The 22,602-nt window shown below is 60.5% G+C and carries 10 protein-coding genes; 3 read left to right on the forward strand and 7 right to left on the reverse strand.

The window, feature by feature from the left end; genetic code table 11:
* Positions 1-687 precede the first annotated feature (687 nt).
* From ACFSYH_RS06475 to ACFSYH_RS06485, 3 genes are all read left to right on the forward strand, one after another.
* Positions 688-1,944 (forward strand): Fic family protein, encoded by a 1,257-nt coding sequence (locus tag ACFSYH_RS06475; protein WP_377465943.1) that lies wholly within the window; start codon positions 688-690, stop codon positions 1,942-1,944.
* 68 nt (positions 1,945-2,012) lie between these two features.
* Positions 2,013-6,866: an ATP-dependent RNA helicase HrpA gene (hrpA, locus tag ACFSYH_RS06480; protein ID WP_377465945.1), complete on the forward strand. Its 4,854-nt coding sequence runs from the start codon at positions 2,013-2,015 to the stop codon at positions 6,864-6,866.
* A 141-nt stretch (positions 6,867-7,007) separates the two neighbouring features.
* A complete protein-coding gene (locus ACFSYH_RS06485) occupies positions 7,008-7,250 on the forward strand; it encodes a hypothetical protein (RefSeq protein WP_377465946.1) in 243 nt (80 codons plus the stop codon).
* A gap of 119 nt (positions 7,251-7,369) precedes the next feature.
* Here ACFSYH_RS06485 and ACFSYH_RS06490 read toward each other — a convergent pair whose 3' ends face one another.
* The 7 genes from ACFSYH_RS06490 to ACFSYH_RS06520 all read right to left on the reverse strand — a co-directional run bounded on the left by ACFSYH_RS06490 (position 7,370) and on the right by ACFSYH_RS06520 (position 22,587).
* A complete protein-coding gene (locus ACFSYH_RS06490) occupies positions 7,370-9,784 on the reverse strand; it encodes a GH36-type glycosyl hydrolase domain-containing protein (RefSeq protein ID WP_377465947.1) in 2,415 nt (804 codons plus the stop codon).
* 94 nt (positions 9,785-9,878) lie between these two features.
* Entirely contained in the window at positions 9,879-12,077 is a 2,199-nt protein-coding gene (locus ACFSYH_RS06495) for an NTP transferase domain-containing protein (protein ID WP_377465949.1), read from the reverse strand.
* A gap of 208 nt (positions 12,078-12,285) precedes the next feature.
* Positions 12,286-14,040: a hypothetical protein gene (locus ACFSYH_RS06500; RefSeq protein WP_377465951.1), complete on the reverse strand. Its 1,755-nt coding sequence runs from the start codon at positions 14,038-14,040 to the stop codon at positions 12,286-12,288.
* On the reverse strand, positions 14,037-15,218 hold the full coding sequence (locus tag ACFSYH_RS06505; protein WP_377465954.1) for a VWA domain-containing protein: 1,182 nt from the start codon (positions 15,216-15,218) through the stop codon (positions 14,037-14,039). Before ACFSYH_RS06505 ends, ACFSYH_RS06500 begins: the two co-directional genes overlap by 4 nt.
* Entirely contained in the window at positions 15,215-17,779 is a 2,565-nt protein-coding gene (locus tag ACFSYH_RS06510) for a DUF5682 family protein (RefSeq protein ID WP_377465956.1), read from the reverse strand. Before ACFSYH_RS06510 ends, ACFSYH_RS06505 begins: the two co-directional genes overlap by 4 nt.
* A complete protein-coding gene (locus ACFSYH_RS06515; protein ID WP_377465958.1) occupies positions 17,770-18,921 on the reverse strand; it encodes an ATP-binding protein in 1,152 nt (383 codons plus the stop codon). Before ACFSYH_RS06515 ends, ACFSYH_RS06510 begins: the two co-directional genes overlap by 10 nt.
* Positions 18,922-22,587, reverse strand: coding sequence for a DUF4132 domain-containing protein (locus ACFSYH_RS06520; protein ID WP_377465960.1), 3,666 nt, complete (start codon positions 22,585-22,587; stop codon positions 18,922-18,924).
* Positions 22,588-22,602 lie beyond the last annotated feature (15 nt).

Raw genomic sequence — 22,602 nt, forward strand, 5'->3', positions numbered from 1 at the left:
AAACCCGACCACGACCAGTCAACACACCACGCATCACAGCGCTCCACTATCACTCAAGAAAGAAGAAGACGAAGAAAACTTCTTGGAGAATATGCCTCCTGAGCTGAACAGAAGACAGTTCCCATAAAGAATCCTGAGAAAACAGTGAAGAAAACCTTGACGCAGCACACATCGCCGCTAAAACACGGGACTAAAGTCCCAATTATTTCCCTCATCTCGACAAGGAGTGGAAATCCATGAGAGGTGCTCACTACGGCGACAGCCTCACCGGAGATGTTGCAGGCGCACCTGCATGCGCCACAAACCAGCGCGCGGAAAACACGTCTAAGCGCCGGGAACGCCCAGAGCACCGACGCAACCAACCACCACGGGCAACCAAGGATGGGAAGTCGCCCAACTCGTCGGAAATCTGGAAGCAGCCGCACCAAAAACCAGCCCAAACAACAAGCACCAGCGCAAGGCCACGTGAACCTTGCACGGCTTGCCAAAGCCGCCGAGAAGCGCGCCAACGTCGAGGTCCCGCCCATCACCTAACACGCGGTCATCACACACGGAATTAGCACAAGACATCACGCTCTGCGGCACCTACCAACTAGCAGATAGCCACCTATTTTCAGGTTAGATAGGTTAACCTGAAAATAGGTAAGACATCGGTACACCTCAATGTGGAGCCCAAGGGGAACGATAATGGCTGAGTATATTGAACGACTGTGGAATCCTGTCGACGAAACTGCAGGTCTAGGTCGCCGCGATAGAAAACCTGGGCGCTACCTCGCATATATCCCGGACGAACTCAAAGCCAATCTTCCTCAACTCAGTACAGAAGCCAACGAGGCTGCCGCCGACGCCTTAGCCGTGCTAGCACGCGCCGACGAACGCATCGGCGCTTCGGGAAAATATCTCAACCACCTGCTGATTCGATCCGAGAGCATCTCATCCTCATGGATCGAGGGAAATCGAATCACACCCAAGAAACTAGCCATTGCTGAAACTCTGGGCCAAGGCGGACGCGTCGCCCTCGACGTTGTCGCAAACGTACGCGCAACAGAAGAAGCAATCTCAAAACTCTCAGATCCCGCACGAGACATAACCACCGCAGACATCGTGGCCCTGCAACACGTCATTGAACCATCGCTCTCCCCCGGCCTACGCACCGAACAGAACTGGGTAGGAGGAGCTGGATGGTCACCCCTACGAGCCGACTTCATACCGCCACCCGAAACGGAAGTCGCCCAACTCGTCGACAATCTGGCACAGTTCTTGACCGCCACTCACGGCAACCCCATCGTGCGGGCAGCCATCGCGCACGCACAGTTCGAGACCATCCACCCATTCATTGATGGAAACGGACGTACTGGCCGTGCACTCATTCACACCGTTCTCAAACGGGCCGACGCGGTACGAAACACACTCATCCCAATCAGCACCGTTTTTGCCGGAAACACCGACGCATACATTGGAGGGCTGACTCAATACCGTGCAATCCCCACACAGCTCGATGACTGGATCATTGCTTTTGCCCAAGCAACCGAACTTGCCGCAGCCAACGCGGTACGCCTATCTGAGAGCATCAGCCGTGTGGATACAGAAGAACGCGAACGGCTAACCGCATATCGAACCAGCCATGGCAAAACTCCTTCAATCCCGCGTGCAAACGCTGTGATTCGGAAGATACTCGATCTGCTACCACAAGAGCCCGTACTGACAACACAGCACATAGTCAAACGTCTCGGCTGCTCCCCAACTGCGGCGCACTTGGCTCTCACCGAGCTTAATGAGGCCGGGATTCTCGGGCGCACGAAGGATCAGAAAGGAAAACTCGTGTGCTGGACGGCTGACCATTATCTATCGCTGGTCGCTCTTACTGAGCGCAGCAACCGGGTAGGTGGTGGAGACACCTTCGGAAACCCGCCCCACCTCGGGCCTCCCCGGCCTGAGTTGTGATCACCCCGACTTCCGCTGAACGATAAATAACTATCGAAGGCCAGCAGAAGGCTGGGAGAATGGAGCACGTGAACGGCCCGCATCACTCCACCCCAAAGACCTCCGACACGGCAGGTGTGTCTGCACGCGCCACAACCCAGCGCACACAAGATCAGCGCGCGGAAAACACGTCTAAGCGCCAGGAGCGCCCAGAGCGCCAGCGCAACCACCAACATGAGGCGACCGAAGGTAGGAAACAGCCGAATCGTCGGAAATCTGGACGGAGCCACACCAAAAACCAGCCGAGCCAGCAGGCACCAGCGCAGGGCCACGTGAACCTTGCGCGGCTTGCCAAAGCCGCCGAGAAGCGCGCCAACGTCGAGGTCCCGCCTATCACTTATCCGGCAACGCTGCCGGTCAGCGCGCGACGCGAGGACATTGCGAACGCCATCCGCGACAATCAGGTCGTGATCGTGGCCGGTGAGACCGGGTCGGGTAAGACCACGCAGTTGCCCAAGATCGCGCTCGAGTTAGGGCGGGGCCGCAAGGGGCAGATCGGGCACACGCAGCCGCGCCGTATCGCGGCGCGCACGGTTGCGGAACGCATCGCGCACGAGATCGGCACCACACTCGGCGACATCGTGGGCTACCAGGTCCGCTTCACGGACCAGTCCTCCGATTCGACGCTGGTCAGGGTCATGACCGACGGTATTCTGCTCGCGCAAATCCAACGTGACCCGCAGTTGCTCGCGTATGACACGCTGATTATCGACGAGGCCCACGAGCGTTCCCTCAACATCGACTTCCTGCTGGGTTACCTCACCCGCCTGCTACCGCAGCGCCCGGATTTGAAGGTCATCATCACGTCGGCGACGATCGACTCGGACCGGTTTGCCCGGCACTTTGCGCCGGGTGGGCCGATCACTGACGACGAGTTGGTTACGGATGCTCCGCTGCGTTCACCTGCGCCTGTGATTGAGGTTTCGGGCCGTACGTTCCCGGTTGAGCTGCGGTATCGTCCGCTGACCGATGATGACGACGGTGACATGCTCACCGCCATCTGCGAAGCCGTGGATGAACTCGTGGTTGAAGGCCCCGGCGACATCCTCGTGTTCCTGTCCGGTGAACGCGAAATCCACGACACCGACGAGGCCCTGCGCGGACATCTGGGGCCACGCGCCAACGACCCCAAAGCCGCCGGACACATCCAGATCCTGCCGCTTTATGCGCGCCTGTCCGCCGCTGAACAGCATCGCGTGTTCCAGCCGCACGAGAACCGACGCATCGTGCTGGCCACGAACGTTGCCGAAACCTCGCTGACCGTTCCCGGCATCCGCTACGTAATCGACCCCGGAACCGCACGCATCTCACGGTACTCCAAAGCCACTCGGGTCCAGCGCCTACCCATCGAGGCAATCTCGCAGGCGAGCGCGAACCAACGTTCAGGGCGTTGTGGACGTGTTGCTGACGGTATCGCGATCCGGTTGTACTCCGAAGAGGACTTCAAGGCCCGCCCCGAGTTCACCGAACCCGAGATTCTGCGCACCTCGCTTGCCTCCGTTCTGTTGCAGATGGTTGCCGTAGGCGTGGCTCGCACCCCCGATGACGTGAATAAGTTCCCGTTCGTTGAGGCTCCTGACACTCGTGCCGTGCGTGACGGCGTGCAGTTGCTGCAAGAGTTGGGTGCGCTGACGTCGAGTTCTGCTGGTTCAAGTTCAGGGCCGGGGTCCATCAAGGCTTCGGCCACAGCCGATGCCTCTGCGCCGCAAAAACGCGGCGGAACCCAACTGACCGCGGTCGGGCGTCAACTGGCCCAACTGCCCATGGACCCACGCCTCGCCCGCATGATCATTGAAGGTGGCAAGCACGGCGTGGCCCGCGAGGTCATGATCATCGCTGCGGTCATGTCCATCCAAGACCCCCGCGAGCGCCCCGCCGAGTCACGCGAGATAGCCGATTCGTTCCATGCAAGATTCGTGGACGGCTACTCGGATTTCATGACCTACCTGAACCTGTGGGAGTACATTCGCCACCAGCAGCGTGAGTTGTCTTCGTCCGCGTTCAGGCGGATGTGCCGCAATGAGTATCTGAACTTCCTGCGGATTCGCGAGTGGCAGGATGTGGTTGCCCAGTTGCGGGAGATGACCCGTTCGATGGGTATTGACTCGCAGGTGAGGCCACCGCAACCGCTGCGCGACGAGTTGGCGCAGGCTCAGGTCAGTGGACGTAAGGGTAAGGGCGGCGCTTCTCAAGGGCGTGGTGCGACCAAGTCGGATCGTACGAACGCCGCGAACATTAAGACGGCCCGCGAGGGCACGTCGGGTGCGGCTACGGCTGCGGGCAAGACCGGCGCTGGCCCTGCGAACACTGGCAAGGCCAACACCGGTAGCGCCAACACCATCCCCGGTGGAACCGATACCCCGACGACCCCGGACACTCGGTTCGTGTGGGACTCGGACACGATTCACCGTTCCCTGCTTGCGGGTCTGCTGAGTCAGATCGGCATGCAGGAGATGAACCAGGTGTCGCTGCACAAGACTGGCCGTGAGACTGCGGCAGACCGTCGGGCGAAGCGTCAGGCACGCAACGAATACCTCGGAGCACGTGGCGCTAAGTTCGCCATCTTCCCGGGCTCGCCCCTGTCCAAGAAGCCACCGGAGTGGATCATGGCGGGCGAAGTTGTGGAGACATCCCGGTTGTGGGCTCGCGATGTGGCGCGCATCCAGCCGGAGTGGGCTGAACATCTGGCATCTGGTATCACCAAGCACACCTATTCTGACCCGCACTGGTCCACTAAGCGTGGTGCGGCTATCGCACACGAGAAGGTGCTGTTGTACGGTGTGCCGATCGTTGCGGACCGGCCCGTGTTGTATGCGAAGGTGAACCCTGAGAATGCTCGGGAGATGTTCATTCGTCATGCGCTGGTGGGCGGTGAATGGTCCACGCACCACAAGTTCGTGCAGCATAACAAGCAGGTTCTCGCTCAGGCGCAGGAGTTGGAGGCCCGCTCGCGGCAGCGCGGTTTGGTGGCTGACGAGGAAACGCTGTTCACGTTCTACGATGAGCGGCTGCCCGCCTCGGTGGTGTCGCAGCGTCACTTTGACCAGTGGTGGAAGAAGGCGCGCACCGAGACTCCCGATCTGCTCGATTTCTCCCTTGAGATGCTTGTCGAGGGTGGCGAGGACGCGGTCGATGATTCGCTGTTCCCGCAGCAGTGGCAGCAGGGCGACGTCACGCTCCCCCTCACCTACCAGTTCTCTCCGGGCACCGAAGCGGACGGCATCACCGTGCACATCCCGATTCAGGTGCTGAACCGGGTCGCGCCCGAGGGGTTCGACTGGCTTGTTCCGGGCCTGCTCGACGAGTTGTGCGTCGCGATGATCCGCGCCCTACCCAAGGTCACGCGCCGCGAGCTTGTGCCCGCGCCGGATTGGGGTGCGAAGATCGCGCAGTGGCTACGCGAGAACACCCCGGCCTGGGAGGATATGGCTCGCGCTGGGGATATGGCGCAGTCGTTTGGTTCCGCTTTCGCGAGCGCCGTGTGGGCGCTGAAGTACTTGGAGATTGACGACGATACGGTCGCGTCAGTCACTCTACCTGCGCACCTGCAGATCACCTTCCGGGTGTTTGCGCAGCGGGGCTCTGGGCGAGATGCGATCGCTGAGGTGTTGGGCGAATCGAAGAGCCTTGAGTCGCTGCAACGTAGTCTCGCGAAGGATGCCGAGGACGCTGTTCGTTCAGCGGTGCGTGGCGCTGTGGGTGCTGCTCTTGCTGAAGCGCAGTCACGTTCAGGTGGCGCTTCCGGAAACAAGGCACAGGGCGCTGGAAGCCAAACGCCTGGCTCAGTAGACGGAACGAAGCAGTCAGACCGTTCCGGTCGGGGAAAGAATGTTCCCGCAGGCTCGGGATCTAACGCACCCGGCAACGTTTCGGCTTCCGGAGGCGCTGGAACAAGTTCGTCATCCGTCCAGCGTGGCCGGAAGGCCGCGCTCCCTCAAGGGTTTACGTCCGGACCCGAAACGATCACGCACGCAATCGCGGAAATCGATTCGCTCAAAACCTGGCCAGAAGGCGACGCCTACGCCACGCTACCCGGTGTGGTCGAAGGCCGGGGACCCGGTGGACTGGAAGTGCGGGGCTATCCGGCCCTGCTCGTCGAAAATAGGGATGCAAAGCAACCAACGGTTGGCTTAAGAATCCTTGCTGACTCTGCCAAACAAGCCGTCGAACATCGCGAAGGCGTGTGGCGGCTCGTCCTCGCCAACGCTGCGTTGCAGCCTGGTCGGATCACGTCGCGGTGGAGCGGAACCCAAGCGTTGACGCTCGCGGCCAGCCCATACCGGAACACTGACGCTCTGGTAGCGGACGTGCAGTTCGCGGCCGTGAAGGCGCTCCTGCCCGAGGCCGGAGCGATCCGCTCCGCCGAGGCGTATGCCGAGGCCGTGCGCACCGTGAAAACGCGGCTTGAGGATGAGGTGTACCGGATCGTCGGCGATGTTGTGGCTGCTCTTGCCGCATACCGGGACCTGGATGTGGCGATTTCGAACTCGAAGTCGCTCGCGCTGCTGGCCACCCTCAACGATTCGCGCGCTGTTGCCGCTGCTCTGATCTATCCCGGATTCGTCTCCGCGACCCCGCCTGACCAGTTGCGACACCTCGCCCGCTACCTGCGCGCGCAAGTCCACCGGATCGACAAGGCCGCGAACAACGTGCACCGGGACAACGAGCTGACCTGGAAGGTTGGCAACGTGACCGAACAGTTCGAGCGGGCGCTCACCAAACGGAACTCCGCTGGGCTCGTGGGGCTCGATAACCCTGAGCTTGCCCAGGTCAAGTGGATGATCGAGGAGTTGCGGGTTTCCCTATACGCCGAACAACTCGGCACGAGCGGTTCGGTGTCGGAGAAGCGCATCCTGAAGGCGATCGCGAACGCTCTCGCTTAGCGCCCCTAGCACCCCAACTCATTTGAGAGTGCACTCAGGAACCAGGCTGCCAACGAAACACAACGGATGCAGTTCTTAGCCACAGGACCCAGTAACGTTGAAGGTACCGAACAACGTTTGGCGCAAGACCTTTGGAGGAACATGGCTAAGAAACATAGCTCTACCAGCGAGACCATCGTGGTGGATGGCGAGCGGTTCCGTATCACCATCACAGGCCAGGAAGCCTCGTACGACTGGTTGAGCGGACCGAACAAGGACTACGGGTTCAGTCTTTCCGTGCAGGGAGCCACCAAGTTCACGTTCCCGCGCGAGTTTCACGTATCGCAGATCAAGCAGTTTCTCGCGGACATCGACCCAGAGACCGGGTACCTCCCCGAGGACTAGGCGAGGCGCAAGACATAGCGCCGCCACAACTGCTGTGAAGCATACAAAAACGGTGTGGGCCAGACGGATTGTCCGTCTGGCCCACACCGTTTCGCTTAACCGCGCGCGGTTGAAATCAATCAGCCGAGGGTGATGACAACCTGAACCTCGCTGCCCTCATCGAGGACTGGAAGTGGCTTCGCCGCATCGTGCGGGGCGCCGTCAATCGTGACGGATTTGATGCCGCGACCTACGTGATCAGGGTTCTTGACCTCGATGTTGTAGGTACCGCCACGCCATTCACGGCGGACCTCGAAGCCATCCCAGTCAGACGGGATGGACGGGTCAACGGTCAGGCCGTCCAGGCCTGGGCGAATACCAAGGATGTACTTGGTGACAGCCGTGTACATCCAGCCAGCGGTTCCGGTCAGCCACGGGTTCTGTGCCTTACCGAACCACTCGTGGTCGCGGCCGTACAGGAACTGCACGTAGGCGTAAGGCTCAGCGCCGCGAACCTCGATGTTGTCGTTCTGGTTGTATGGCAGGATTGCATCGTAAAGTTCGACGGCGCGATCACCACGGCCCAAAACAGCCTCTGCCACGATTGGCCAGGCGTTCGGGTGGGAGAAGATTGCAGCGTTTTCCTTGATGCCCGGGTACACGCGGGTCACGAAGCCAACGGTGTCATCGACGGTGCGGAAAGCAGGCCAGTTCAGGTGCGAACCGTACTCGGAGCCGAGCAGTTCCCTGACCGAGTCCATTGCCTGCTCGCCCTGCTCCTGCGAGGAGATGCCAGCGATGATCGGCCAGGCCTGGTGCTCGAGGAAGATCTTGCCCTCAGCGTTTTCGTTCGAACCGATCTTGACGCCGTCGCGAGTGTATCCACGGATCCACCACCTACCGTCCCACAACTGTCCGTCTGCGACCTGAGCGATGCGCTCACGTTCAGCTTCGAGGCGAGCCACATCCTCAGTCTTGCCGAGTGGGCGCGCCACCTCGAGAAGAGCGCCGATGGCCCACGCGTGGAGGAAGGTGACGAGCGAGGTTTCGCCACCGCCAAGGTTGAGGCAGTCGTTCCAGTCCGCACGCAGACCAAGTGCCACACCGTTCTGTCCAACATGCTTCGAGGAGAAGTCGATCGCCGCGATGAGGTGCTCGTACACGGTTCCCTCTGGGCCGTCCGCGAACGGGATGACCTGGTCGAGGAACGCGTGATCGCCGGTTTCCTTCACGTACTCGAGAACCGAAGGCACGAGCCACAGGTGGTCGTCCGAGCAGGTGTCTTCCAGGCCGTGAATGAGGTCTGCCGTGTTACCACGTGGCACAACCGTTGGCGATGGAACGTCTGGGAGTGGCTCGGCGTCTGGGTCGAACAATTCCGGCTCGAACAGGTGCAGACCGTAGCCCTGCGAGACCTGCGCGCGCAGCAGTTCAAGGATGCGCTGCTTGGTCTTGATCGGGTTGGAGTGGATAACGGACATGACATCCTGCGCGGTGTCGCGGTATCCGAGACCAACACGGCCACCGACCTCAACGAACGAGGCAAACCGGGACCACACAACACAGGTTTCAGCCTGCAGCAGGGTCCACGAGTTGATCATGGTGTTCATGCCCTCGTGTGGGGTCTTGATGTACTGCTTGGCCTGCTTGGACTTCCAGTAGTTGCGCAGGTTCTGGCGCTCCGCGTCCACGGTGGCGAGGTCGGCGTACTTTGCCTGCATCGCACGGCCAGCCTCGTCACGCGAACCGTAGCCGAGCATGTAGACGAGGCGCTTGGTTTCACCCGGCTGCAGCGTGATCTTGTGCTGGAGCGAACCGCAGTGGTTCTGGGTGGTTGCGCTCTGGTTCGAGCCGTGACCGCGTTCGATGGCGATTGGGTTGCGCTCATCGCGGTAGGGGCCGATGAAGTTATCGCGCAGCGAGTCGTACGAGTCTGGGGTCTCGGAGGACGCAAAGTAGTGGAACGTCCACGGCTCGTAGTAGAAGTCGTACTCGATGATGCCGTCTTCGTAGCTGGAGCCCGAAGCGTACAGCGACATCTGCAGGTTCTGGTTGTCGATCGTGATCGTGTGGAACGAGAACTCCACGTACGAACCAACGGTCAGGGTACGAACCTCGTCGCCGGTGTTGGTGACTTTGACGTCCCACAGTTCCACATCATCATCAACGGGGATGAACACGGTCTGCTCAGCGGAGATACCGCGATAGTCAGCGGAGAACGTGCTGTAGCCCATGCCGTGACGGGTCTCGTACGTTGCAGCTCCTTCGCCTTCGAATGGCTTGCCCACTGGCTGCCATGACACCGACCAGAAGTCGCCGTCCGCGTCGTCGCGCAGGTACACGTAGTGTCCTGGACGATCCAACGGAACTCCGTTTTGACGGAAACGCGTGATGCGCCCCTGCTGGGAGTTCTTGTAATACGAGTAGCCCCCACCGTTGTGGGACAAAACGGTACAGAAGTTCTTCTGTCCGAGATAGTTGGTCCACGACACTGGAACGTCTGGGCGCTCGATGACGTATTCGTCGTTGGCAGTGTCGAAGTAACCGTACTTCATGGCTGCGGTTCTCCTTGGGGTGAGTGGCTAGGTTGATTGGGGTGTGCCGGGTGGTGGCCTCCCCGGTTTCAGGGGTGCCGTCGGTTGTCCGCGCTTAAGCGGTCACGAATCCGCGCAGCCAGTCGAGCAGTTCTTCTGCCTTTTCTGGGGAGTCGGCTTCAACGAACATGCGAAGCACTGGTTCGGTTCCTGAGAATCGCAGGAGCGCCCAGTTGTCGTTTTCGAGCAGGATCTTGGTGCCGTCGGTGTGGTCGATGCTGACCACTGGGTACGATCCAATGTGCGTGAGTGGTTCTGCGGCGAGGCGACGTGGCACGGCAACGCGCATATCCGGGGTTGCCGGAACGCCAGCCTCGAGCGAGTAGAGACGCCCAGTGATCTCATAGATCATCTCGCGCAGTTCTGAGATGCGCTTTCCAGTGCGGGCCAACATCTCAGCGACCAGCGCACATGCGAAGATTCCGTCCTTGCCGAGGATCCAACCGCGCACGGTCAAACCACCGGAGGACTCGCCACCGAGGACTGCGCCGATCTTGTCCATGCCCGCCGTGACGTGCTTGAATCCGACCTTGCACTCAAAGGATTCCTCGCCGAAGTGGGCGGCTAGGCGGTCGAGCATGTGTGTGGTTGCGAGGTTGCGGACCACGCCTCCCTTCTCACCACGTACCTCGTGCAGGTACCAGTACAGCAGGAGCAACAGATCGTTGGTCGACACATACTCGCCCTGTTCATCCACGATTCCGATGCGGTCCGAGTCGCCGTCGGTGGCCATTCCAAGGTCGTACCGGCCATTGCCCTCCTTGATCATGGAGATCAGGGCGTTGAGGCGTTGCAGGTCAGGTGCTGGTGCGATCCCACCGAAGAGTGGGTTGTGAGCCGCGTGGATGAACTCGGCACGAACACGCATGTCAGACAGGATCGTTCCAAGCGTGAGCTGGGAGGTTCCGTACATCGGGTCTACAACGACGTTGAGGTTCGATCCACGCACGGCCTCGACGTCGATGATCGCTTCGATCGCGTCGACGTACTCACTGGTCAGGGTCTGGTCCACAACGATGCCCGCGGCGCGAGCTACGGCGAGGTCGAGGGTGACGATGTCCTTGACGGTGAGTTCGTTTGCCTCGTCTTGGAACCGGTCGGTCTCATCATCGAGAGGAAGCGAGCCATCCGCACGGAACACCTTCATACCGTTCCACTCCGGTGGGTTGTGCGATGAGGTGATGATGATTCCGTAGGTCTTTCCCAAGAACGGGGCCGCAAAGGTGACGAGCGGGGTTGGCACGTCGTCTGGAAGGAGCACCACTGGGATGTTGTTGCCTGCGAAGACTTCGGCGGCAGCCTCCGCAGACTCGCGAGAGAGGAAGCGTCGGTCGCCACCGATCACAACTCCGGCGGCATCCTTTCCACTGCGGATTGCCTCGTTTGCGATTGCTTGGCAGAGGCGACGCACGTTGGCGAGCGTGTATCCCTCACCGATCACCGCACGCCATCCACCGGTGCCAAAGACGATCTTGGTGTCGGTGTTCTTACGTGGCACGAACAGGCGCTTGAGCACGATGGACTCGGCTTCTTCGAGCTCCGTGGTCGTGTTGATGCCCTGGACCTCATCGGTGTCGTAGATGCGGTACGTTTCGATTTCGTCACCGGAATCGATTGCACGCTTGACCACGGAGGTCAGTCGGTGGTCGCTGGTGGCCGCGAGTGCGTCAATCTGGTTCAGCAGCTTGACGCCGTTGGATACGTAGGTTCCCACATTGATCTCGTGGGTGGCACCTTCAACCGTGGATGGGATCTCGTCGTGTTCGAGCACCTCGGTGATGCGCCCGTCCGCTCCACGCAGGATGTCCCCGTGCGGGAACTCCCCGGTGACGATCGCGGAGAGAAGGGTGAGTTGGCGGCCGGTCAGGTCGAAGCGGTTGAGGATACCGCGGATGGATTCGGGGCGTAGGAGTGGGGTGTCCGCGTAGGTGACCAGAATGGTCTCAGCGCCGGCTGGCAGGGCCTCGCGCGCGGCGGCGACCGCATTTCCGGTTCCTAGGGATTCCGCCTGTTCAACGTAGATGAGGTCAGCGCCGAGACGGTCTCGCAGTTCGGTGTCCCCTGGCGCGGTGACCACGATGATCTGCTGGGCTGGGAATACTGCGCGAACGTTCCGCAGTGCTACCTCGGCGACGGTTGAGTCACCCAAAGGGCTGGTGAGAAGTTGCCGAGAGGCGGCGTCTGCTCCCGCAGCCAGGACAACTGCAACGGTGGTCTCTAGGATGGCTGGCTCGGAGGAAGGTGCGTTCGTCATTGTTCCCTCGCTAACGCGATTTATGTGTGGTCGGCGTTGACCGGTCGGTAACAGCGAACTGCGCATCGCACGATCGACACCTAGTCATTAGTTAGCATCCTAATCTAATTCTCAGGAGTTAGTAAGTATACTAACCTAATTATTTACTCAAATGCCACGGAAAAGTCGCATGAACAGCATTTTCCTCTGGGTTATACGGGACCTTGGACTAAGAGGGCTCCAAGGCTGAAAGCCTGGAGATGTTCGCGATCCGTTCCGTCACGAACACAGCCTGCAGGACCTCGGCTGCCGGGTTGCGCTCACCCTCCTCGACGGCCCCTACCTCACGTAACAGCCGAGCAGCCACCGCCAATCCGAGCTCATCCGCTTGCAGTGCCAGAGAATCGATCTGCTCTCGTAGGCGCCTTCCAAGCAACCACCCACCCCCAACGCCGGTGGCCGCAAGCCCTGTCAGCACATCGCGCGTACGGATTGCCCAGCGTTCGATCTCGTTACGCCCGTATTCCGCCCGTCGGGCCGCATACACGTCAGTGCTCGCAGAACGCACCTTCCCAACGAGTGCCTCGTTCTTCCTCTGTCCCCGCTTGGTACTGACCGCAGGAGGCGCAGCCACCCGAGTCAAACTGAGTGACAGGTTTCGCGGCGGCTTCCCAGCAAACACGGCAATGGGCAGCGCACCATCGATCACCACGACGGCCCTCACGTGCTGCTCAAAGGCAAGTAGCAGGGTCACGGCATTCTGTTCCACACCCGCCGCTGCAACGCGTAGTTCGTGCCGATTCCTCTCCTGGTCAACCACCACCCACACAAGTTCCTGATTGATCTCATCGAGCAACAGTTCACGTGCAGTCTCGCGGACCACTATCACCTGCACACGCGTTCCAGAACGACCAAATCCCACAGTTGCCGGATCCACGCCCACACCGATCTGCCGCGATATTTCGGTGAGGTCAAGTTCCTCCACCGTATCTACCGCAGCAATCTTCGTGCGTGCAGTGGCTCTGAGCTGCCCCGTGCCGTCTCGCTCCGCGCCCTCCAGTCGAATGGTGCTGTTGCTGATCGCTTCCAGGGACCGCCCCAAGAGCAGTGGCGCAGTCCACGACTTGGTGAAGCCCGGGTCGCTCCCCTTAGAGCGCCCATTGGTCAGAGTCTCCACCCTCCGATTGTCTCGGTCCCACCAGTAGGCGGTGTAGCCACGCGCCCCCGCCGCGCTGGTCCACCAGCGCACGCCGAGTGGTACGAGCATTCCGGTGTCCACGGTTTCCGAGTCTGCGATGCCACGCAGATTAGCGGGCAATTCAGCCGCGCACGATGCCCTCAGTATCGCGTGCCCAGCGGCCCACACCTGCGCAAGGGCCGACAGCACCTGCTTCTCATCTATTTCGTCCCGATCATCCGCAAGTTGGGCCACCTGCCCGGCTGCAGCCTCCAGTAGCAGGGAAAGCAACCGCAGTTTTCCCGTCTTTGCGCGCTGCGCCGCACCCCGCAACCTCTCGTGCGACTGCCGGGAAAGATGCGATAGCCCCAACCCGAGCAGCGCCTCCACCACGTCAATCGCGTACTGGGCCGTCTCGCATTCTGTTCCCCGTTCCCGTACGATCGCCGCCGCGACAGTGGTCTGCGTATCGCGCACAACAACCCTGCTGGTGGGTGAGGGAGCGGCGGCAGGTGCGGGCTCGTCGGGAAGCTCTACCGTGCGTGCCCACAGGCACGCGGCGATGACGTGCACGCATACTCCCGCCGCTGGGCAGGGGCAGGCCGCCTGTTGCGGCCCATGTGGCACCAGCTTGACGACGAGTTGGTCCGTTCCAGCACACGTCACGCTCACCTGCTTGGCGGCGACTTCGAGGAGGGATACCTCGATCTTTTGAGCCCGCCGGATCAGGCCCCTGTTGCCCAGTTCAGCAAGCGCATCATCGCTGAGGGCAGCCGTTGCGGCAAGCCACGCTGGGAGCACGGTCATGCCATCACCTCGCCGAGCCATTCAGCGAACCGGTCCGGCGTCATCGCGGCGATATCCATACCTGCTCCCGCAAGCCTCCCGGCCACGCTCTCGTTGTACCAGGGCGTGCCGTTGTCCTCGAGCGCTGCGAGCCCAAGCATCGTCACGCCCGATTCCGCCAAACGGCGTGTGGTCGAGATCAGGGAGGCAACCGGCCCGCCCTCATCAAAGTCACTGATCAGCGCTATCACCGTGCGGCTCGGTTGGGTGACCCGCTGCTCGGCATACGCGAGTGCCCGGGCGATGTCCGTGCCACCGCCGAGTTGCGAGGTCATCAGCACCTCAACCGGGTCGTGCGCAAGATGGGTCATATCCACTATCGAGGTGTCAAACAACAACAGCGATACGTTCACGCCCGCCAAGCCTGACATGATCGCAGCCGAAACCGACGCGTGCAGGAGCGACTGCGCCATGGAGCCCGACTGGTCAACCAGCACGATGACGTCCCAGTTGAGGTTCTGGCGACGCTGACGCGACACAAACCGCACATCATCAATCAACATTCGGCCTGTGTTTGGGTCAACGTTCTTCAGATTGACCGCAATGGTCTTGCGCCAGTCCAGGTTCTTGGAAGAGGCGTGGAAACTGCGTCTAAACCGTTGGCGCGAACCCGTCAGACTCGTGGCGAACTTGGGTTTGAGTCGTTCGAGGATATCCTCCACGACCTTGCGGATCAGGATGCGTAGTCCCTGCGCTGTCTCGGGGTTGAGCTTGCCGCGCATACGCAGCAGCGTCGCTGCGAGTGCCGGGTCTGCCGGCAGGGATTCCACCGTATCGGGGTTTGCGAGCAGGTCGTCCATTCCGTAGGTCGTGATCGCATCTCGTTCCATACGCTCGAACGTCGATTGGGGGAAGAACTCGCGGGTTGCGTGCAGCCACGAGACCGCCGTCGGTGCAGAACCCTGCGAGCCGCCACCGGTCTTTGCGGGACGTGTCCCCGTTCCGTGTCGATGCCCGCGGGAGGTGTACTGGCGGTCATAGAGATATCCCAGCGCCTGATCGATCTCGCGGTCCTGCTGCGCAGTGGGAAGTTCCGATTCGGCGTAACGTCCAAGGATCAGGCGCCATCGGCGAAGCATCGCCTGGTCGTCTGCAAACGTCGGTTCATGCGGTTGCGCTGGTTCGTATTGCCGTGTCATCGCACCCACTCCCCCAGTCCGTCACGTTCAAGCGAACTCGCAAGCAACTTCTCTATCGCTGCGCCATACGCGATATCCTGCGGCGCGGCGTTCAAGCGCACATCAATCTGACTGACCTGGGCGTTGTGAAGTCTGGCCACATTATCCGCGAGAGTGTGCGTTTCGAAAGGCTTGAGACTCCCGAATGCTTGGCGCAGGTCAGGCAGCACCGCACGGAACGCCTGGTCGTCGAACCGAGCGAGTTGCCCGTCCACCGCCTCCAAGAGTTCCGGGCTGTGCAACACCATGTCAGGCGCAACCCGCATCAATCCGAGCAGGAACTCGGTCAGGCTCTCCGGGTCGGCAACAGGACTGAACGCTATGGCAACACGTGCGATGGCTTCGGTGTGGCTGAGGTCGCCGTCAACGTAGGCGAGTCCCACGAGCGCACCCACGATCCGCTGCGGGGTGCAGGTGTCCTCGCGTAATCGGCCCAGCGTCACGCGTAGGTTTTCTGTCGCATCGTCAGGTGTTGCGCCGCGATGTAACAGGTCACGTATTGACATCAGCGTGGTCACCAGCTGTTCGCGATCCTCACCCTCAACCCGGACAGCGGTGGGAAGTTGGTATCGCAGGGTCTCGAATCCCTGCACGATAATCGCTTGCACCTGGTCCACATGATTACTGAGATCAAGACGGCCCTGGTTCTCGACAAGATCGGCGAGTGTGTGGAGGGTCGTTACGAGTTCGCTGACGTGCGGTTCCTCGCTCATGACGTGAGCAAGGCGTTCCAGCACCCGATCGAGATAGGAATGCCCACCAAAGGCTGCGATCTCACAGATAAGTCCCGCGATCTGTGCTGGCTGTGGTGTTTTGGCTGCCTGCGCGTGCGGCAATGTGCTTCCGCCAGCAGTAGGCCGAGGTGCCGACCGCGAGTTTCCGGGCTGTGGGCTTTGTACGGGATGTGCTCCTTGGGCCTGCTGCTGCGGATCAACGCCTAGTTCAGCCAGCCTGCGGGCAAGTGTCGCTGCCACTGTGGTGTCGAGGGTTGGGCCGGTTGCACTCAAATCGATCAGGCGGGATTCAACCATGGGCGTCCACGCGTATTCCCACTCCTCGAAGAGCAGTCCAAGATCGCGTCCGCGCACCACATCGGCACCGGAGATCTGCGTGGCGAACCCTGAGCCGATGAACCGCATGAGCGCAAGGAACTCGCGTCTGCGCACGTGTCCAGGCTTTCGGGCCGTATCGAGCGACACCTGCTTCGGCTGCGAGGTGTCCACCGAGAATCTCAGGCCCTGCGCCTTCGCCCGTGCTTCGGTGACAAGTGGTGGGGAGGCAACGTTGTCCGGTATCTGGCCGAGTTCGTTACCGCCAAAGGTATCCGTGAGCGCAGCCGCAAGCGGACCCGTGAACCCGAACTCGTCGCGTACGAGGCAACTGAGCATCGCGTCGAGGATATCGGTGCGGCCGGGCCACGCCCGATCACGGAGGTCCGCAAGCATCAGCGTCTGCTCCACTGCGGCCTGCACTGTCGCAGTTGGAATGAGTTCATCGTCCTCGCGGGCCCGACCCACCACGTCGAGGATCACGCCCAACACGAACTCCTGCGCAGTCTTTCCGCTCGTGCGCGCTTGCCAGGACCGATTCCACAGGCCAGGGGCAGGCATTCCCGCACCATAGCCACGCAACCCATCGAGGCGGGTGTAGTCGTAGCGCACAAGATAGGCTTCACGCTGCGAGTCGAGCCCTTTCACCGGGAACTCTCGAACCCAGGAGCCTTCGCTCCGCCCGTCAAGGGCGTCCACAAGGCCGAGCGTATGGAACCCACCTGTCACCACCACAACCGGACCCGACTCGTTCCTCGACTCTCGGTCCCGTAGGTGCTGTTCGAGCACCGCAAGCATGACTGCCTCACGCGAGTGCGTGCCGTCCGCATCGAGTTCCCGCCTTCCATACTCACAGCGTGCAATGCCGGACCAGGCAGCCACCTCGTCGAAAAACTCCCGCCATTGCGTGGTGCCCCGCGTGCCGCGCACCTCGAACAGATGCTCCCAGACCTCATCATGATCCCGGCATCCAAGGCGCCGGGCCAACGCTGCGAGCGCTTCCGAGCGGGCAAGGTGGGCTTCACGTTGCAGCGTGTGGACCTCGAAGTCGTCGGTGTCCGGCTGATCTGCATAGGACTGATCGATGAAGTCGACAACCGCTCCGTGCTTGATACCCCATCGCAGCGCCACCCACTCCGGTGAGAACGGTGCCAACGGGTAGAACGCTGCTCCAGAGTCACTCGTTGAGAGCACCGACAGTGGGGGAACGCACTGGTCACTGCCCAACGCGGTCAACAGAGCAGTGTATTCACGCGGCCCCTCGATCAGAATGCGCGCCGGTGCCAGTTCCTCGAGCAACGCTGTGAGCGCCTGCGAACATCCAGGCGAATGGTGGCGAATAGGCACGAAGACAATGCCTCGTTCACGCCACTGTCCAAGCGATTCGAGGAAACGTCGAAGCCTGTCTGGAACCGCTGCACCTGCGTGGTCTCCCCCGCTGTCCTTCAGTTCCACCGTGCTTTTCAGTTCCACAGTGCCTCGGAGGCAGTGAAGAACTCGCGCCATTTCTTGTCTTTACGCGCTCTCTCACGCACGACGGAGTCCACGTAGTGGCGCATCTTCTTGGCGTCCTCCTCCTCGCCCTTGAGCACCACACCCGCAATCTGCTGCGCGATGTCGGTGGGCTGTACGGTTCCATTGCCAAAGTAGGTGGCGGACATTGATGCCGCGACGGCAACGTTGACTGCCTCCGCCGTTGACATGACCGCACCTGGAACCTTGACGGGCGTGCCCTCTCCTGTGGCACCGTGCCGTAGATCGGCAAACGTGGTCACCAGCAGGTTGAGTACATCGGGAGCAAGAGGCGGACGGTCAGCGCCGAGTTCGGTGTCCAGGGCTTTGGCAATGAGTTCGGCCTCGTACGCCCTGTCCTTGATGGGGTGCACGGTCTCGAAGTTGAATCGGCGTTTGAGCGCGGCGGACATCTCGTGTACGCCGCGGTCCTTGAGGTTTGCCGTTCCGATCACGTTGAACCCAGGGGCAGCGGACACTCGATCAGAAAGTTCGGGAATCATGAGCTGCTTCTCGGAGAGGGTTGAGATCAGGGTGTCCTGAATCTCCGGAGCACACCGCGTGATCTCCTCGAATCGTGCGATCTTCCCCGCCACCATCGCCTGGTAGATCGGGGACGGAACGAGGGAACGTCTGCTTGGGCCCTCTGCGATGAGCAGGGCATAGTTCCACGAGTAGCGCACGTGATCCTCAGTGGTTCCCGCTGAACCTTGAACCGTGAGAGTCGAGGTGCCGCTGATGGCTGCCGAGAGCAGCTCGGAGAGCATCGATTTGGCGGTTCCCGGAGGGCCTACGAGCATGAGCCCCTGACGCCCCAGCAGCGATACGATGGCCCGGTCCACGAGTGGATCATCACCATAGAACTTCCGGGTGGCACCTGCTTCCTCGTGTCCGACGATAAACTCTCTGACCGCCTTCGGGCTGAGGTTCCAGCCGGGTGGCACGGAGCGCCCAAGCGCGGCATCACGCTCGGCGAGTGCCTTGAGTTCATGAGCGAACCGGACTTCGGCCGGTGGTTTGAGTTCTTGTGCTTTCGCCTGATCCGTCGCGAGCGCCTGTTCATCTGTCGCGCCAACATCTGTGCCGGTGGATGAGTGCGTCATCTAGATTCCTGACTTGTCGCGGTACTTGGGGTCAAACGGGCCGAGCGCGGCAAGCGCCACATAGTCTGCATAGGCCTCTGCGATGAGAATCCTGGGGACGTCCTTCAATTTCAGATCCTTGCGTCCCGTACTGAAGTACACCGATTCGGTTGCACACGGAATATTGTCCTCGGGGAGATAGGAACCCGTGAACTCCATACGCACTGTGATTCCCAGTTCGCCGTACTCCTTGGTGTACTCACTGAACCACCCGGCGTCTTCTGCCTGACCGCGACGATAACCGCGTTTTGTCGCTACACCACGGAAACTGAACGTGTCAGTCATATGCCCCTTGAGGTCTTCCAGTGAGTTCGCATCTTCGTTGTACTGCGGGACACTCGCACCAAACTGATCAAACAATGCAGCGACCTCATAGTCGGACAGGTGTTCCTGCCACGCGGCTGCGTTTTCATCACTCATGAGTGCTCGGTGGGCAACGCTGACGAGCGCACTGTCTGACAGCTCTATGGAGTCATCGTTCAGGTTTATCAGATCGCCGTCTTCTGTCGGACGGAACGTTTGAGTAGTCTCACCGTCTTGCGCAAGCCACACGAGTTTGCTGATGAGTTGACCAAGGATTGGATGCCTTCGCAGGTAGAGGGTCCAATCCTCGACCTTCCAGGTCCGCTGGGCGCACATGGCCTCGTGTAGACGTGCCCTTTGAATCCCCAGAACCGCCTTGAGTTCCTTACGTGCTGCGGTCAGTGCCTTGCGTGATTCTCCTGCGAGTTCCTCGTCATCACCGGCATTGGGCTTGGGCAGCGCCTTGATGACCTTGCCCGCGGGATTCGTCAACTCGATCGTGCCAGATCCAGTCATGCGCCCGATGAACTCTCGCGAACCGAACGGCAGTCTGAGCAGGCCGTCTTCATCGAAACCAGCCGTGGGGATGGTCCTGTCCGCAAGTTCTGCGGGACTCCATCCTCGATCTTCCGCGACACGCGCAACGAGCGTGTTGGCAACTTCCTTGACGGTCCGCTGCGGGTGTTGTCGGGCAATGGCCATGAGCACTTGCAGGGCGCCCTGCTGCCCATTGCCGTACAGCGCATACGTCAAGGCCTCGACCTGAGCGCGGCGGGCGCGGTGTTCCTTGATATAGGACTGCACCATCTGCCCAAGTTCGGTTCCTGAGATCGTCACGGAGAATCCGAGTAGACCCTTGTCTGCCTGGGCGCTACCCAGATAGGTGCTCTGGTGTTCGCGGAACAGTTCCTTGTGGAAGTCTTCAAGCATCCAGCCCTCGTACGTAAGCTCCCACTCATACGGTCCTTCTGGGCGTTTGCGGCCCTGCTCTATTGATCGCTGGGCCCAGTCATATCGCTGCTGAGCATGAGCCTGCGCATATTCGTGGCTGTCTTCCTCACTTGGGTGAGCTGTGTCTTGGGCGATCCACGCCTGCACGATGAAACGCCCGAGCTCTTCGGCATCATGAGGATCCAGCAGGCCGAGGTAACGGGCAAGCAAACCTGACCCATCGGGGTTCTTGGTTTTATCCGCGAGCACGATCCACGCCTTGATAAGGTCTCTATCCGCTACTTCGCCTCCACGCCAGTGCACCGTTGGCACAAGATCGAACGGGAGCCAGTCAAGCGACTTGGGCAGTTTGGCTCGAAGCACCTTGGTGGCTTCCGCTGCCAACCGTTCGGGCGATAGATACTTGCTCGTATCGCCTCCACTGGCGTCAATCGCGCTGAGCAGTCCGGCACGCACAAGGTCGCGTTTCTCCTTCTCCACCCGCTTTGTGAGTTCCGGGAGCACTGCGGGGTCTTTGATCGTTGCCAACCACTGCGCACACGACGCAGCTACTGCGCTCGTGCCCGAGTCGATTCCTTGGAGTGCGAGCGTTGCGGCGATGGGGTGTCCCCCCAGTAAGTGCTGCGCTTGCTTACGGGCCACGCCACTTTCACTTAGCGCGTTTTTAGCGAGAGTTTCAAGTACTGATTGTGGAAGTGCCGGGAAGCTTTGGATGAGTTCGTTTAGGCGTTTTTGCTCGTCAATTCCTCCTGCAAACCAGCCCTCCAGTAAACCTGGATTTTCCACAAAAAACGGCCATGCAACATCAGCGTCAACTGCTCCATTGTGATAAAGCAACGCGGTTTGTTCGCGAGTAAACCCTAGGTCTCTCATGCACTCGTAAATGGCTCGCAGATCGTCGGCGGGGTTCACATGTTTCTGTAAGACCCACGTACTGAAGAGATCTTGAGCTTGCGCCAGCAGCAAAGCCCCGTATGTTCCAATACTTGTCAAACCGTAGAGTAGACCGTTGGCACCTAACGCAGTAACGATCTGATTTTTCGGGAGGGTGCTGGCAGGTGTGTCACCACGTAGCGTTGCGATAAGGTCATCTACGTCAGAATTCTTAATTTTCTGTGCTTGCGCTCGAGCGCTTTTTGCCCACCCGTAATCTCCCTCTAGGTTTTTCCGCTGCTCTATCAGTTTGTTAATTTCTTTGCGGGTAGTGGGCTCATCAATAACTTGACGAATCGGCTCGTAGGGCGGAAGTTCTATGGCCTCAGGCTCTTTCACGAGGTCAACTGCATCTTGCCGCTGCCTTTTCTCTGCGGCGACCTTACTGACCTTGGCGCCTGCCTCGATAGCCCGATCCAGTAGTTCACGGCCCTTCTCTGTCGTGACAAGGTGCTCCAGCAGTTCCCTCGCTCGCGCCGGGGCAACCGTCATGAGGGGTTGGTCGAGAACACCGAGTTGAACCTCCAGGGGAAGGTCTCCCAGAACATCGAGCGCAGCGACACGAAGCCGCTTCGAACTGTCAATCGCATAACCACCAAGCACGCCACTCCACGCTTGAGCAGCCGCTCCGTTCTCCTTGAGCATCTTGAGCAGTTCTTCAAGCCCGTCGAGCGACAGTTCCTTACGTAGTGCCGCCCCATCGACCTCTGCCCCACGCGACGTGAGGAACTCGGAAACACCATGAAACTCCTGTGGTCTACTCATCCCCCACGAATAACCGCCTGACTCGAAGAGAAGGGCGACGAACTGCTCCGTGCTGAGTTCGGTGTCCTCGCTGTGCACGAGTCCCTCGATGAACCGAGGGGCGATACGGGAGCCGGCACCGAGATAGGCCTTGCTCTCCTTGCCCTCAAGCGGTATGACGGATGCGAAATCGTTCACGAGTGCATGGAGCCATGCGGGGATACTCGGCAGATCCCTGTTCGGTCCCTCGCCGACTGCGGCAATGATCCGACCGAAACGTGCGATCCGCACCAGGTCAGGCTCGTTGAGGTAAAAACCGCGCCGCGCGCCGCGGACCTTCGCGATACCGTCGCGATAGTCTTTCACGCCCCAGGGCTTGAGTTTCTTTATGGTCTCCTCCGGGAAATCGACCCAGTACCGGGACTGGCCCGGTGCAGCGAGGAATCCCGTCAACGGTTCTGCTGGCTGCGACTCAACGTCAAGCAGCACCTCGGGGCCATCGCCAGAGTGCACGTAGTCAACAACCCTCCGGAACAGTTCGGGGTCGTATGCCTCAAGAGGGAAGAGCGCATGTGTGAGTTCTTTGCTCGGACCCGAGCGTCTACTCGATCCCTTGCCGGAGACCGGCTGGTCCAATCCTCCACTTTCTGTCGATTCCTTGACCTTCGACAGTGCGCTTTTGATCCTCTTGAGCATCTTGCCTCCACAGTG

Source organism: Populibacterium corticicola (assembly GCF_042683685.1).
Lineage (GTDB): Bacteria > Actinomycetota > Actinomycetes > Actinomycetales > Cellulomonadaceae > Timonella > Timonella corticicola.

What these genes read in the sequence shown, in the direction of transcription:
- ACFSYH_RS06485 (WP_377465946.1), top strand. Translation starts at nt 7,008, where the DNA reads ATGGCTAAGAAACATAGCTCTACCAGCGAGACCATCGTGGTGGATGGC.
- ACFSYH_RS06520 (WP_377465960.1), bottom strand. Translation starts at nt 22,587, where the DNA reads ATGCTCAAGAGGATCAAAAGCGCACTGTCGAAGGTCAAGGAATCGACA.
- ACFSYH_RS06505 (WP_377465954.1), bottom strand. Translation starts at nt 15,218, where the DNA reads ATGACACGGCAATACGAACCAGCGCAACCGCATGAACCGACGTTTGCA.
- ACFSYH_RS06490 (WP_377465947.1), bottom strand. Translation starts at nt 9,784, where the DNA reads ATGAAGTACGGTTACTTCGACACTGCCAACGACGAATACGTCATCGAG.
- ACFSYH_RS06500 (WP_377465951.1), bottom strand. Translation starts at nt 14,040, where the DNA reads ATGACCGTGCTCCCAGCGTGGCTTGCCGCAACGGCTGCCCTCAGCGAT.
- ACFSYH_RS06515 (WP_377465958.1), bottom strand. Translation starts at nt 18,921, where the DNA reads ATGACGCACTCATCCACCGGCACAGATGTTGGCGCGACAGATGAACAG.
- ACFSYH_RS06475 (WP_377465943.1), top strand. Translation starts at nt 688, where the DNA reads ATGGCTGAGTATATTGAACGACTGTGGAATCCTGTCGACGAAACTGCA.
- ACFSYH_RS06495 (WP_377465949.1), bottom strand. Translation starts at nt 12,077, where the DNA reads ATGACGAACGCACCTTCCTCCGAGCCAGCCATCCTAGAGACCACCGTT.